The sequence below is a fragment of the Actinacidiphila alni genome (assembly GCF_900112845.1).
In the GTDB taxonomy this organism is placed as follows: Bacteria; Actinomycetota; Actinomycetes; order Streptomycetales; family Streptomycetaceae; genus Actinacidiphila; species Actinacidiphila alni.
Genome location: NZ_FONG01000007.1, coordinates 122033 through 136545, shown reverse-complemented (window position 1 = coordinate 136545; position 14513 = coordinate 122033). Strand labels below are relative to the sequence as shown.

Here is a 14513-nt window from a genome sequence, read left to right as displayed (position 1 = left end):
AAACCGCCCCGCCGGGCGCCGTCGAATTTTCGTCCGGTCGATCACTTGTGGGGCCTTATTACCCGACCGTAATGTCCTGCGTCGCCGACGCCAGCCTGAGGAGTTCCAGCATGAGGGGTGCCCGCACACCGCGCCGCGCGGTGCGGTTCGCCGCTGTCGCGGCGGTGGCGCTCCTGGCCGGGTCACTGCCCGGACCGGACTCCGCGGCGGGCGCGCCGGACGGCAAGGTGACGCTCGGCTACGCGTGCCGCTTCCCGGCCGGTACGGGAACGGACGGCGCCGGCACCGGGACGGACTCCGGTACGGCGTCGGCGAGTTCGGACGGCGCCGCGACCGCCGGCGGTTCCGGGACGCCGGGCGGCACCGACAAGGCGGTCGTCGAGGACGCCACCGTCACCGTCGTCCAGAACTACCCGGACACCGCCGTGGTCGGAAAGCCGATCCAGCCGGGCGACCCGACCGTGACGCTCACCTTGTCGCACACCGCCGCCGCGGCGCTGCTGCCCGCGGGCGCGGCGACGCTGACCGGCACCGCGAGCCTGACCGCCCACGTCAGCCAGGGCGCCTCGCGCGCCGACGCCGTGTGGCCGTCGCTGACCGCCCCCGCCGCGCCGGCCGACGGCGACGGCGATGTGGTGCTCACCTTCGGCGGCCCGGTGCCGCCGGTGACCGTCACCGCACCCGGTGACGTACGGTTCGCGGCGGGGGAGCTGGACCTGAAGCTCACCCCGAAGGCCGGGACACCCTCCGCCCCGCCGGACCCCCCGAGCACGGGCACGGGCACGGGTACGGATGCCGGTACGGGTACGGGCACGGGTACGGCCGACGCGGCGGGCGCCGGCACCCAGGCCGCGGCCGGCGCGGACGACACCCACGCCGACACCCACGCCGGCACCCCTACCGGCGCCCCCGCCCCGCTCGCCGACCTCGTCGGCACCTGCACGCCCAAGCCCGGCCAGGACGACCTGCTCGGCGCCGTCCCCGTCGCCGGTGCCATGGACGGCGGCGCCACCGGCCCCGGGCACGCGGCCCCGCCCGGCACGGGCTCCGGCTCCGGTTCCGCCTCGGGCGGCGGCACCGGCACCCGCGCGCACACCGGCACCGGCGCCCCTGCCGCCGGCGCCCCCGGGACGCGGTCCGCGGGCGGCAACACCATCACGCTGTCCTCGCCGCCGCACTCCGGCGTGCACGACTGCGAGGATCCGCCGAAGGGCGACACCGACCCCGCGGTGATGGCCTCGATCCCGCGCCCGTCCAACGCGGTCCGCAGCCCCGGCCCCGACGACCCACCGTTCCCGCCGTACTCCCAGTGCGGTTACGTCACCGGCTACTCCAACGTCATGAAGCTGCACGGCGCCGCGGTCATCAACGACCTGACCAAGAAACCCACCCGGGTCACCGTCGTGCAGAAGAGCCTGTGGACGGAGTTCACCAACCCCGACCCGCTCCAGCAGTACTTCGAGATCGACTCCATCGCCAAGCTCGTGCTGCCGCCGTCCGAGACCAGCTTCCTGACGTTCGGCTTCATGCCGGTCACCGCGCGGATGGAGTTGCTCCCCAAGGGCCTGATGACCGTCGTCACCGTCGGCACCAGCAATCTCGGCACCATCACCACCAGCACCATCTATGGCAAGCAGGAACTGCGGCTGTCCGACGTGAAGGTCAACGGCGTCCCGCTGGACGTCGGCCCCGACTGCCGGGCCTCCGCGCCGCTGGACATCAAACTCGTCGGCTACGACCGCAGTTCACTGACCGGCCGCCCCACGGGACCCACCGACTACGGCGTGCAGGACGGCGGCCCGCTGGCCCAGGACGACCTCTACATCCCGCCGTTCACCGGCTGCGGCAGCCACGGCGAGAATCTGAATTCCCTCTTCACCTCCTCGATTTCGGGACACGGAAATTCGCTGAATCTCATCCAGGGACCGCTGTGCGTGCCCATCGCGGCCTCGGGATGCGATCCGGAGATCGCCTTTCCCGAACCGCCCCACCACTGATCAGCTCCGGGAGGTGCAATGGGAATCGAAGTGATCGTCGAAGGACTCACCAAGTCCTTTGGTACACAGACCGTCTGGCAGGACGTCACGCTCACACTGCCGCCCGGTGAAGTCAGCGTGATGCTCGGCCCTTCCGGAACCGGCAAGACGGTTTTCCTCAAATCCGTCATCGGACTGCTGAAACCGGAACGCGGCCGGGTCCTGGTCGGCGGCGTCGACATGGTCAACAGCCCGGAACGCGACATCTACGAGGCCAGGAAGCTGTTCGGCCTGATGTTCCAGGACGGCGCGCTCTTCGGATCGCTGAACCTGTTCGACAACATCGCCTTCCCGCTGCGCGAGCACACCCGGAAGAAAGAGTCCGAGATCCGTCGCATCGTCATGGAGCGGGTCGAGATGGTCGGTCTGCTCGGCGCGGAGGGCAAACTGCCCGGTGAGATATCCGGCGGCATGCGCAAACGCGCGGGCCTGGCCCGCGCCCTGGTGCTCGACCCGCAGATCATCCTGTGCGACGAACCGGATTCCGGCCTCGACCCGGTCCGCACCTCCTTCATCTCGCAGCTGCTGATCGACCTCAACGCGCAGATCGACGCGACGATGCTGATCGTCACCCACAACCTCGACATCGCCGCGACCGTGCCCGACAACATGGGTATGCTCTTCCGCCGCGAACTGGTCGCCTTCGGCCCCCGCGAACTGCTGCTCACCAGCGACGAACCGGTCGTCCGGCAGTTCCTCAGCGGGCGCAAGGACGGCCCGATCGGGATGTCGGAGGAGAAGGACGAGGCGACGCTCGCCCGCGAACAGGTGGGCGGGCACAGCCTGCCGACCGCGCCCCGCCGGGTCGCCCCGCAGCTCGAACCGTCCCCGGGCCTGCCGCCCCGGCAGGCCGTGCAGCGCCGCAGGGCCCGGGTGCTGGCCATGTGGGACCAGCTGCCGGCCGCGACCCGCGAGGCCGTACAGGCCGGGCTCGTCCCCGCGCAGGGAGAGCCCGCATGACCGCGCCGATCCGGGTGCCGGGCGCGGGGCCCGAGCCGTCCCCGCCGCCCGCCCGCGCCGCCCTGCCGCGCCGCCCGGTCCCCGGCACCGGGGCGCTGCGCGAGACCGGACAGCTGATGACGCTGGCCGCCACGACCGTACGGGACACCTTCCGGCGGCCGTTCCAGATGCGCGAACTCATCGAGCAGTTCTGGTTCGTGGCCAGTGTGACGATCCTGCCCGCCGCCCTGGTGTCGATCCCGTTCGGCGCCGTCATCGCGCTGCAAGTCGGCTCGCTCGCCCAGCAGTTGGGCGCCCAGTCGTTCACCGGCGGCGCCAGTGTGCTGGCCGTCATCCAGCAGGCCAGCCCGCTGATCGTGGCGCTGCTCATCGCGGGCGCCGGCGGCAGCGCCATCTGCGCCGACCTCGGCTCCCGCAAGATCCGCGAGGAACTGGACGCCATGGAGGTCATGGGCGTCTCGCCCGTGCAGCGGCTGATCGTGCCCCGGGTACTGGCCACCATGCTCGTCGCGGTCTTCCTCAACGGCCTGGTGTCGGTCGTCGGCACCGCCGGCGGCTACTTCTTCAACGTCATCGTGCAGCACGGCACCCCCGGCGCGTACCTGTCCAGCTTCTCCGCGCTCGCCCAGCTGCCCGACCTCTACATCAGCGAGATCAAAGCGGTGATCTTCGGCTTCATCGCCGGCATCGTCGCCGCCTACCGCGGCCTGCACCCCAAGGGCGGCCCCAAGGGCGTCGGCGACGCCGTCAACCAGTCCGTCGTCATCACCTTCCTGCTGCTGTTCCTGGTGAACGTGGTGCTCACCGCGATCTATCTGCAACTCGTCCCGCAGAAGGGAGCCTGACCGATGGCGCTCCTGGACAAGGACACCCCGCAGGCCGAGCCGCCACCGCCGCCGCGCGGCGAACACCCGCGCCGCCGCCCGGACTTCGGCCGCTCCTTACGCTGGCTGGACGAGACCGGCGACCACTTCATCTTCCACCTCACCGCCGTGCTGTGGATCCCGCGCACCCTGCGCCGCTATCTGAAGGAGGTCCAACGCCTGCTCGCCGAGGTCGTGTTCGGCAGCGGCGGGCTCGGCGTCATCGGCGGCACCGTCGGCGTGATGATCGGCATGACGCTCGCCACCGGCACCGTCGTGGGCCTCCAGGGCTACGCGGCGATGAACCAGCTCGGCACCGCCGCCTTCACCGGCTTCATCTCCGCCTACTTCAACACCCGCGAGATCGCCCCGCTGGTCGCCGGACTCGCGCTGTCCGCGACCGTCGGCGCCGGCTTCACCGCCCAGCTCGGCGCCATGCGGATCAACGAGGAGATCGACGCGCTGGAGGGCATGGGCATCCGCAGCATGCCGTACCTGGTCACCACCCGGATCATCGCCGGAGTCGTGGCCATCGTGCCGCTCTACGGCATCGGCCTGCTCAGCAGCTACCTGGCGTCCCGGCTGGTCACCGTCATGGTCAACGGCCAGTCACCGGGCACCTACGACCACTACTTCAACCTCTTCCTGTCCCCGCAGGACGTGCTGCTGTCCGGGCTGAAAGTGCTGATCTTCTCCGTCATCGTGATCCTCGCCCACTGCTACTACGGCTTCACCGCCAAGGGCGGCCCTGCGGGCGTCGGCATCGCGGTCGGCCGCTCGGTGCGCAACGCCATCGTCATCATCTCGGTGACGGACTTCTTCCTCAGCCTGGCGATCTGGGGCGCCACCACGACCGTACGGGTGGCGGGATGACCAGCACCGACACCCGCCCCGCCGCCGCGCCCGCGGCCCCGCGCCGCCGGGCGCGCGGCACCGTCGCGGGACGCAGGACCGCGGGACTGGTCTTCCTGCTGGTGCCCGCGCTGCTGGCCTGGCTCGCGGTCGCCGTCTACGACAAGACCTTCACCGACTCCGCGACTGTCCAGGTGGAGACCGGCAGCGTCGGCAACGAGATGCACCAGGGCGCCGACGTGAAGCTGCGCGGCGTCGTCGTCGGCCGGGTCGCCTCGGTCAGCGCCGACGGCGACGGCGCCCGCCTCAAGCTGGCCATCGACCCCGGCGAGCTGCGGCGCATCCCGGCCGGCGTCACCGCCCAGATGCTCCCCACCACCCTGTTCGGCGAACGTTTCGTGGCCCTCGTACCGCCCGCCGGCACCGACACCAGCGGTAGGGGAACGACGCTCGCCGCCGGCAGCACCATCCCGCAGGACCGCTCAGGCGACGCCATCGAACTCCAGCAGGTGCTCGACAATGTGCTGCCGCTGCTGACCGCCGTCCAGCCGCAGAAGCTCGCCGCGACGCTCAACGCGGTGGCCACCGCCCTCGACGGGCGGGGCGACCAACTGGGCAGCACCCTCGTCACGTTGGACCACTACCTGACCCGGCTCAATCCCGAACTCCCCGCGCTCAACGACGACATCAAGCAGCTGGTCACCGTCAGCCACGTCTACGACACCGCCGCACCCGACATCGTGCGGGCCCTCACCGACTTCACCAGGACCAGCGGCACCATCGCCGAGGAACAGGCGAATCTCAGCGACGTCTACGGCAGCGCCACCGCCACCGCGCAGGACCTGACGACCTATCTGCGGCAGAACAAGGACAACCTGATCCGGCTGTCCGCCGACAGCCGCGGCACCCTCGGCCTGCTCGCGAAGTACTCCCCGTCCTTCCCCTGCACCCTGCGCACCCTGGCCGCCTTCGTCCCCGAGATGGACAAGGCGCTCGGCAAGGGCAGCAACGAACCGGGACTGCACGTCGACCTCACCAGCGTCGCGTCCCGCGGGAAGTACGTGCCGGGCAAGGACACCCCGGTGTACGACGCGAGCGGCGGCCCGCGCTGCTACCCCGTCCCGTACACCGGCCACGGCACCGCACCGGCAAGCACCCAGTCGTCGCTGTCCTCGCTGTCGTCGGGCACCGACTCGCCCGCCAACTCCCCGCAGGAGAACGAGCTGATCAACGAACTGCTCGCGCCCGGCATCGGCACCGACCCGGGGTCGCTGCCCGACTGGAGCAGCGTGCTCACCGGTCCCGTCTACCGCGGGGCGGAGGTGACGGTGCGGTGAAGCGCCGCAGTCTGGTCGGCCCGGTCGTCAAGTCGCTGATCTTCATCCTGGTCACCGCGCTCGCCACGACGGTGCTCGCGGTGAGCATCGCGGGCGGCACCGATGTCGGCGACACCTCCGGCTACAACGCCCGGTTCACCGACACCTCCGGGCTGCGGTCCGGCGACAGCGTCCGTATCGCCGGGGTGAAGGTCGGCCAGGTCGACTCGATCAAGGTCGTCGACCACCGCATCGCGCAGGTGCACTTCTCCGTCGAGCGCGACCACAAGCTGCCCGGTTCGGTGACCGCCACCATCAAGTACCTCAACATGGTCGGGCAGCGGTACGTCGACCTCCAGCAGGGCACGGGCCCGGTCGGCCGGGTGCTGGCGCCCGGCGCGACCATCCCGCTCGGCCGCACCACCCCGGCCCTGGACCTCACCCAGCTCTTCAACGGCTTCCAGCCGCTGTTCCAGGGCCTGTCGCCCAAGGACGTCAACCAGCTCGCGGGCGAGATCATCCAGGTGCTCCAGGGCGAGGGCGGCACCGTCGACAGCCTGATCAGCAACGTCGGTTCGCTGACCACGACGCTCGCCGCCAAGGACAAGGTGATCGGCCAGGTCATCGACAACCTCAACTCGGTGCTGACCACCGTCAACACCCGTGAGGCCGGGTTCAACGACCTGGTGACCACCCTCCAGCAGCTCGTCACCGGCTTCTCCTCCGACCGCGAACCGATCGGCCAGTCGATCACCGCGATCTCCCAACTGACCACCAGCACCGCCGGGTTGCTCGACGACGGGCGGCAGCCGCTGAAGGAGTCCATCGACCAGCTCGGCCGGCTGTCCACCCATCTCGCCGACGGCACACCGCAGCTGGAGAACTTCCTGAACAGGACACCCACCAAGCTGACGACCATCGGCCGGCTCGCCTCGTACGGCTCCTGGCTCAACCTCTACCTCTGCCAGGCCACCGTCGCCGGCGTCACCACCTCCGACGGCAGCAAGCCGCCCACCGGCATAGCGATCACCGAATCGAGGTGCCGGTCATGAACCGCCCCCGCTTCCGCGCCCGTTCGGGCGTCCGCTTCCGCCCGCGCTTCCGGTTCCGCGATCCCGCGAACCGCGGCCGTCCGCTCTTCCGGCCGCTGCGCGAGCGCAATCCGGTGATCGTCGGCACCGTCGGCCTGCTGGTGCTCGCCCTGGCCGGCCTGGTCGCGTACAACGCGGACGCCCTGCCGCTGATCGGCGGCGGCACCACGTACAGCGCGAACTTCACCGAGGCCGCCGGGCTGCGGTCGGGCAACGAGGTACGGGTCGCCGGCGTCAAGGTCGGCAAGGTCACCGGGGTCTCGCTGGACGGCGACCGGGTCAAGGTCACCTTCCGGGTGAAGGACACCTGGATCGGCGACGCCAGCACCGCCGCCATCGGCATCAAGACCCTGCTCGGCGAGAAGTACCTGGCCGTCGACCCGCTCGGCAGCCACAAACAGCGGCCGGGGCAGCGCATCCCGACGTCCCGCACCACCTCCCCGTACGACGTCACGCAGGCGCTCGACGGCCTCGGGAACACGCTCGGTTCGATCGACACCGGGCAGCTCGCGGCGAGCTTCCGGACCATCTCCGACACCTTCAAGGACACCCCGTCCTCGGTCCGCAGCGCCGCCACCGGACTGTCGTCGCTGTCGCGCACGATCTCCAGCCGCGACGCCCAGCTCGCCGATCTGCTCGCCGGCAGCAAACAGCTCACCAAGACCCTCTCCGACCAGAACAGCCGCTTCCAGACGCTGATCTCGGACGGCAATCTTCTGCTCGGCGAGATCCAGAAGCGCCGGGACGCCATCCACACCCTGCTCACCGGCACCCAGGACCTCGGCACCCAGCTCAGCGGCCTGGTCGCCGACAACAACCGGCAGCTCGCGCCCACTCTGGACGCCCTCGACCGGGTCACCGGGGTGCTGCTCGCCAACCAGTCGAGCCTCGACAAGACCCTCGCGCTGGTCGGCCCCTACTACCGGCTGGTCGGCAACACCCTCGGCAACGGCCACTGGTTCGACAGCTATCTGTGCGGCCTCGTCCCCAAGGACTACCTGCCCAAGGGCACACAGCCCACGAGCGGGTGCATGCCGCCCAAGGCGACGGGAGGCCGGTCATGAGCGCGTTCCGCACGCGGATCCTGCCGTCCAGGGAGCGGGTCACGCCCGTACGCGGGCGGCGGCTGGTCGCGCTCGGCACCGTACTCGCCCTGGTGCTCGCGGCCCTCGCCTACGGCGGTGTGCGACTGTTCGGCGGACCCGACGGCATCCGGATCACCGCCTACTTCGACCACACCGTCGGCGTCTACGCCGGCTCCGACCTGCGCGTGCTCGGCGTCAAGGTCGGCACCGTCGACTCGGTGCGGCCGCAGGGCAAGCAGGTCAAGGTGGTGCTGGTGCTCGACCACGGGGTGAAGGTCCCCGCCGACGCGGGCGCCGTCGTCGTCGCCCCCAGCGTCGTCGCCGACCGCTACATCCAGCTCACCCCCGCCTACACCGGCGGCCCGCGGATGGCCGCCCACGCCGTCATCCCCGCCAAGCGCACCGCGACCCCGGTCGAGGTCGACCAGCTCTACGACAGCATCACCCAGCTCAGCGACGCCCTCGGACCCACCGGCGCCAACGCCACCGGCGCGCTGTCCGACCTGCTCGACACCGGCGCCAAGAACCTCGACGGCAACGGCAAGGCCATCGGCGACAGCATCGAGCAGCTCGGCCAGGCCACCAAGACCCTCAACGGGCACAGCGACGACCTGTTCGCCACCCTGTCCTCCCTCCAGTCCTTCACCACCATGCTGAAGAACAACGACGGCAAGGTACGGGCCGCCGCCGACCAGCTCTCCACCGTCACCGGCTTCCTCGCCGAGGACAAGGAGAATCTCGGCGGCGCGCTGCGCCAACTGTCCACCGCGCTCGGCCAGGTGAAGACCTTCATCCAGGACAACCGCGCCCGGCTGAAGACCAGCATCACCAAACTCGCGCCGATCACACAGACGTTGGTCGACCAGCGCGCCTCGCTCGCCGAACTCCTCGACACCGCGCCGCTGGCCGCCGACAACCTGCTGAACGCGTACGACCCGCAGCACGGCACCATCGACGGCCGCGCCAACATCAACGAGCTGAGCATGGGCGGCGATCTCACGCCGACGTCGGCGAACACATCGAATACATCGGCCACGTCGAGTGCGGGCGCGGACGACTTCGTCCCCGCGAAGGGCGGCGGGACCGGCAAGGCCGAGAAGACGCTGCCGCTGCCCCTGCCGGCGGTCGGCACCGTCTACACCAAGGGGGCGGCCCGATGAACCGCGGCACAGCGGCCGTCGTCGCCGGGACCGCGCTGCTCTCCCTCACGCTGGCCGGCTGCTCGCTCAACGTACAGAATGTGCCGCTGCCCGGCGGCGCCGACCTCGGCGGCCACCCCTACACCGTCAAGGCGGACTTCGCCGACGTCCTCGACCTCGTCCCGCAGGCGTCGGTCCGCGTCAATGACGTCGCCGTCGGCCGCGTCACCAAGATCGGCCTGGGCGCCGACGGCTGGTCCGCGACCGTCACCATGAAGGTCAACGGCAAGGTGAAGCTGCCTGCCAACGCGTACGCGCACCTGGAGCAGTCCAGCCTGCTCGGCGAGAAGTACATCCAGCTCTCCGCGCCGACCGGCGGCAAGGAGCAGCCCTCGGGCACGCTGCGGGACGGCGCCGTCATCCCGGTGTCGCACACCAACCGCAATCCGGAGGTCGAGGAGGTCTTCGGCGCGCTGTCGATGCTGCTCAACGGCGGCGGCATCGATCAGCTCAAGACCATTTCGGTGCAGCTCAACAAGGCGCTGACCGGCAACGAACCCGAGATCCGCTCGATGCTCGGCCAGGTCGACACCCTGGTGAGCGACCTCGACGCGCACAAGCAGGACATCACCGACGCGCTCGACGGCGTCAACGCCCTGTCCGCGACGCTCGCCGCCCGCGACCAGCAGATCGGCACCGTGCTCACCGGGCTCAGCCCGGGACTGAAGGTGCTGGAGGAGCAGCGCGGCCAACTGGTCACGATGCTGCGCTCGCTGGACACGCTCTCCGGCGTCGCCGTGGACACCGTCAACCGCAGCAAGGACGACATGGTCGCCGACCTCCAGGCCCTCGCGCCCACCTTGCGGCGCCTCGCGGACGCGGGCAAGGCGCTGCCCGACTCGCTCCAGGTGCTGGTCACCTACCCGTTCACCGACGAGGTGCTCAACGGCGTCAAGGGCGACTACCTCAACGTCTACCTGGACCTCACCGCCGTGCCGGGCACCCGGCTCATCCCCGAGATGCCCGCCTCCGGCAACGTCTATCCGCCCGATCCCGAACAGCCGCAGGCGGCACGGAAGTCCAAGGCCACGACCGACAAGAAGCTGCGGGACGCGGGCATTCCGTTGCCCCTGCCCTCGGTCACCGGAACGGGTACGAGCACCGGGACGCATACGAGCACGGGAACGAGTACGAGCACGGGGACGCGTACGAGCGGGGGCCGCCGATGATCACCCGCGCGACCGTCGTCAAGAACATCGCCTTCCTGCTGATCGCCGTCCTCGTGCTCGGCTTCATCGGGGTCCGCTACGCCGACCTCGGCCGCTTCGTCGGCATGCGCGGCTACTACACCGTCACGGCCGAACTCCCCGAGACCGGCGGCCTGTTCGAGCACGCCAACGTCACCTACCGGGGCGTCTCGGTCGGCCGGGTCGGCCCGATCCGGCTCACCGACGACGGGGTGGAGGCGGAGCTGCGGATCAACGACTCGGCGCCGCACATCCCCGCCCACCTTCAGGCGGTCGTCGCCAGCCTGTCCGCGGTCGGCGAGCAGTACATCGACCTGCGGCCGACCACCGACGCCCGCCCGTACCTCGCGAACGGCTCGCGGATCGCACGGGCCGACACCCGTACGCCCGCGCCCGTCACCAATCTGCTCACCAGCGTCAACAGCCTCGCCGGTTCCGTACCGCTGAAGTCGTTGCAGACGGTCGTGGACGAATTCGGGAAGGCGTTCGCCGGGCAGGGCGACAACCTCCAGTCGCTGCTGGACACCAGCGGCGAATTCATCGCCGCCGCCGACACCAATCTGCCGACCGACACCAAGCTGATGGTCGACGGGCAGACCGTGCTGCGCACCCAGGCCGACGAGGGCGACGCCATCAAGTCCTTCGCCACCAGCGCCAGTCAGTTGGCCGGCCAGCTGAACGACTCCGACACCGACCTGCGCCGGCTGATCGCGGCGGCGCCGGGCGCGGCCGGACAGGTCACCGCGCTGCTGCGGGACGTCGGGCCGCAGCTGAGCGTGGTGCTGGCGAATCTGCTGACCACGTCCGACATCGCCGTCACCCGGCAGCACGGCATCGAGGAGTTCCTGGTGAAGATGCCCGCGGTCGCCTCGGCCGGCTCCACGGCGGTGGACGGCAAGGGCCTGCACTTCGGCATGGCCGTCACCTTCTTCTCACCGCTGCCCTGCACCTCCGGATACGGCGGCACCACCTACCGCAACGGCCTCGACCTCAAGCCGCCCGCCACCGCGCTCAACACCGCGGCGCGCTGCACCGCCCCCGCCTCCTCCGGCACCGATGTCCGCGGTTCGGCCAACGCGCCGTACGGCGGCGGCGTCCCGGACCCGGCGCAGCCCGGTTCCGTGCTGCCGACCTCGACCTCGACGTCGACCGCCACCGGGTCCGCACCCTCGTCCGGCACCCCGACCACCTACGGCGCGCCCGCGCTGCCCGGCGCGCTGGGCCTGCCCGCCCTGCCGGCGCCCGGCCGGAGCGCGGGCAGCACGATGGCGGACCTGCTCGGCCTCGGGAACACCCGATGAGGGCCCGCCGACCGGCCGCCCTGTGGGGTACGGCCTGGCTGATCGCGGCGCTGGTGTGCGCGCTCGGCGCCTGGTCGTACGCCGGCACCCGCGGCGACGGCACGCTGAGCTACGCCAAGGCGCGCGACGCCGCGCTCGCCGACGGGCAGCGGGACATCACCCGGCTGAACACCGTGGACAGCGCGCACCGGGACCGTGACCTGGCGGCCTGGCTGGACGCGACCACCGGGCCGCTGCACGACCGGCTGGCCGGCACCCACAGCGCGGACGCCGCCGCACTCAAACGGTCCGGCACCTCCACCCGGGGCACGGTCACCGACGCGGCGGTCACCGAACTGGACACCAGGGCCGGTACGGCGAAGCTCATCGCGACCGTGCAGGTCAGGGTCGAGCCCCGGTCGGGCGCGGCCACCACCGACCGCAAGCGGTTCGAGGCGGGCCTGTCCCGTACCCCGGACGGCTGGAAACTCACGGCGCTCACCGCGGTGCCCGTCGGCGCGGACGAGTAGAGGCAGGGGAGGGGGCCCAGTGAGCACCACCCACGAACCCGGGACGGACATCGACGTGCCCGAGGCCGAGGCAGATGGCGAGGTCGAGGCCGAGGAGGCCGCGGCGCCCGAGGCCAACAGGTGGGCGGCCGTACGGAATTGGCGGTGGCCGTACGGGTGGCGGCGGACGGCGGCCGTCGCCGCGATCGTGCTGCTGCTCCTGGGCGGCGGCGGATTCGGCTGGGCCGCCCACCGGCTGAAGGACCCGGCCGCCACCGGCAATCACGCGCTGACCGACACCGGGGCCACCGACCGGCTCACCGGCGATGTGAGCAGCGCGCTGGAGAAGATCTTCGCGTACACCCCGGACGGCACCGGCGCCACCGAGGCCGCCGCCCGCGACCTGCTGGACGGCGCGGCGGCCGACCAGTACCAGGCGCTGTTCGCGCAGATCCGGCAGCGCGTCGCCGACCAGCACCTCACGCTCACCACCCGGGTGGTCCGCGCCGGCGTCGTCCGACTGGCGGGTGGCCAGGCCCGTTTGCTGGTCTTCCTCGACCAGACCGCGCAGCGGGCGGGCGCCGCGCCCACCACCGCGGCCGCCCAACTGTCGGTCAGCGCGCGGCTGGACGGCGGCCACTGGCGGATCACCGATCTCAAGGCCCGATGAGCACCACCGAAGCAGCGGAACGCAAGTCCCGGTAGGAGGACGGCAGATGGCACGTACGCCCCTCGCAGGCCGCAAGGCGCTGCTCGACGGTCTCGCGGCACGGGCCCGCGCGCCGCGCCGGCCGCTGCTCGCGGCGGCCGTCGCGCTCGCCGTCGTCGCGGCGGTGGCCGCCGCACTCACCGGCTGGTCCTGGTACGGGGCCGCGCACGACGACGACGCGGCCTTCGCGCGGACCCGCGACACCGTCCTGGCGGCGGGGGAGCAGGCGGTGCAGAACATGAACACGCTCGATCACTCCGACGTCGACCGCGGCCTGGACATCTGGGAGGACTCCACCACCGGCGACCTGCACAGCCAACTGGTGCAGGGCCGGGCCGCGTTCGAGAAGCAGGTGCAGCAGGTGCAGACGGTCAGCACCGCGAAGGTGCTGTCCGGCGCGGTCACCGAGCTGGACACCAGGACCGGAAAGGCGAGCGTGATGATCGCGCTGCGGATCACCGTCGAGGCACCGAAGGCCAAGCCCGCCGTCAAGGAGAGCCGGATGCTCGGCGAGCTCACCCGTACCGCGTCCGGCTGGAAGCTCAGCGCTCTCGGCCAGGCTCCGATGGGCGACAGCGCCGCCGGCGACACGTCGTCCCCGGCCCCTTCCACCACCGACGGCCAGTAGCCGCCCCGCCGTCCGCGAGAGGAGCCGCCGCCATGTCGACGACCCGCCACCTGATCAACCGTCAGCGCCGGCTGGCGGCCACCGCGGCCGCCACCGACCGGCCCGGGCGTCCCGAGCGCACCGCGACCCGTACGGGTACGGCCCTGCGCGCCCGCCCGGCCCCGGCGGACGCGCCCGCCGACACCTCCATCGACGCGCCCGCCGATGTCCCGGCCGACACTCCCGCCGCCGACGGGAAGCCCGGGGCGGCGCGCAGGCGCCCGAGCGCCGCGACGGTGCTGACCGTCTGCCTCGCGGTGCTGACGGTGCTGCTCGGGGGCCTGGCCGCCTGGTCCGCGGGCAAGGCGGCCGACCTGCGCGACTCCGCCGCCACCGGCAACAGCGCGCTCACCGACACCGCCCGCACCAGCGAGGTCAAGGGCAGCGTCACGCAGGCCGTGAACGCCGTCTTCTCCTACAACTACGCCGACACCGCCCGTACCGACGACGCGGCCGAGCGCGTACTGACCGGCAAGGCCGTCCAGCAGTACGCCACCATGCTCGCGCAGGTCCGCGCGCAGGCGCCGAAGCAGAAGCTGGTGCTCACCACCACCGTCACCGACACCGGCGTCGAACTACTCGACGGCGACCGGGCCCGGCTGCTGGTCTTCGCCGACCAGAGCAACACCAGCACCGCCAAGGCCGCGAACGACGCCACCACGTACGCGGCGGCGATGTTCGCGGTGGACGCGGTGCGGCAGGGCGGCAGCTGGAAGATCTCCGCCATCGACACCTTCAACTGACCCGGACGGCGCGGGC

The 14513-nt window shown here is 71.5% G+C and carries 14 protein-coding genes; all 14 read left to right on the top strand.

Going from position 1 to position 14513, the window contains the following annotated elements:
* The first annotated feature begins 110 nt into the window (after nt 1-110).
* From BM076_RS13785 to BM076_RS13720, 14 genes are read left to right on the top strand one after another with little or no spacing between them, the layout of a single operon-like run.
* Nucleotides 111-1997, top strand: coding sequence for a DUF6801 domain-containing protein (locus BM076_RS13785; protein ID WP_245796040.1), 1887 nt, complete (start codon nt 111-113; stop codon nt 1995-1997).
* A gap of 18 nt (nt 1998-2015) precedes the next feature.
* The gene (locus tag BM076_RS13780; RefSeq protein ID WP_093713788.1) at nt 2016-2996 is read left to right on the top strand and encodes an ABC transporter ATP-binding protein; all 981 of its coding nucleotides are present in this window, start codon (nt 2016-2018) and stop codon (nt 2994-2996) included.
* Entirely contained in the window at nt 2993-3841 is an 849-nt protein-coding gene (locus BM076_RS13775) for an MlaE family ABC transporter permease (protein WP_093713787.1), read from the top strand. Before BM076_RS13780 ends, BM076_RS13775 begins: the two co-directional genes overlap by 4 nt.
* Before the next feature lie 3 nt (nt 3842-3844).
* Complete coding sequence (locus tag BM076_RS13770; RefSeq protein WP_245796039.1) at nt 3845-4732, top strand: MlaE family ABC transporter permease; 888 nt, start codon at nt 3845-3847, stop codon at nt 4730-4732.
* A complete protein-coding gene (locus BM076_RS13765) occupies nt 4729-6048 on the top strand; it encodes an MCE family protein (RefSeq protein ID WP_093713786.1) in 1320 nt (439 codons plus the stop codon). The genes BM076_RS13770 and BM076_RS13765 overlap by 4 nt, the downstream gene beginning before the upstream one ends.
* On the top strand, nt 6045-7079 hold the full coding sequence (locus BM076_RS13760; protein ID WP_093713785.1) for an MCE family protein: 1035 nt from the start codon (nt 6045-6047) through the stop codon (nt 7077-7079). The genes BM076_RS13765 and BM076_RS13760 overlap by 4 nt, the downstream gene beginning before the upstream one ends.
* A complete protein-coding gene (locus BM076_RS13755; RefSeq protein WP_093713784.1) occupies nt 7076-8182 on the top strand; it encodes an MCE family protein in 1107 nt (368 codons plus the stop codon). The genes BM076_RS13760 and BM076_RS13755 overlap by 4 nt, the downstream gene beginning before the upstream one ends.
* The gene (locus BM076_RS13750; protein WP_093713783.1) at nt 8179-9363 is read left to right on the top strand and encodes an MCE family protein; all 1185 of its coding nucleotides are present in this window, start codon (nt 8179-8181) and stop codon (nt 9361-9363) included. The genes BM076_RS13755 and BM076_RS13750 overlap by 4 nt, the downstream gene beginning before the upstream one ends.
* Nucleotides 9360-10571: an MCE family protein gene (locus BM076_RS13745; RefSeq protein WP_093713782.1), complete on the top strand. Its 1212-nt coding sequence runs from the start codon at nt 9360-9362 to the stop codon at nt 10569-10571. Before BM076_RS13750 ends, BM076_RS13745 begins: the two co-directional genes overlap by 4 nt.
* The gene (locus BM076_RS13740) at nt 10568-11890 is read left to right on the top strand and encodes an MCE family protein (RefSeq protein ID WP_093713781.1); all 1323 of its coding nucleotides are present in this window, start codon (nt 10568-10570) and stop codon (nt 11888-11890) included. Before BM076_RS13745 ends, BM076_RS13740 begins: the two co-directional genes overlap by 4 nt.
* On the top strand, nt 11887-12399 hold the full coding sequence (locus BM076_RS13735; RefSeq protein ID WP_093713780.1) for a hypothetical protein: 513 nt from the start codon (nt 11887-11889) through the stop codon (nt 12397-12399). The genes BM076_RS13740 and BM076_RS13735 overlap by 4 nt, the downstream gene beginning before the upstream one ends.
* A gap of 19 nt (nt 12400-12418) precedes the next feature.
* The gene (locus tag BM076_RS13730) at nt 12419-13048 is read left to right on the top strand and encodes a hypothetical protein (RefSeq protein ID WP_093713779.1); all 630 of its coding nucleotides are present in this window, start codon (nt 12419-12421) and stop codon (nt 13046-13048) included.
* A 46-nt stretch (nt 13049-13094) separates the two neighbouring features.
* Nucleotides 13095-13715 carry a hypothetical protein gene (locus tag BM076_RS13725; protein WP_245796038.1) on the top strand — a complete coding sequence of 207 codons (621 nt, stop codon included), beginning with the start codon at nt 13095-13097 and terminating at the stop codon, nt 13713-13715.
* A gap of 32 nt (nt 13716-13747) precedes the next feature.
* Nucleotides 13748-14497: a hypothetical protein gene (locus tag BM076_RS13720; protein WP_093713778.1), complete on the top strand. Its 750-nt coding sequence runs from the start codon at nt 13748-13750 to the stop codon at nt 14495-14497.
* Nucleotides 14498-14513: the final 16 nt, after the last annotated feature.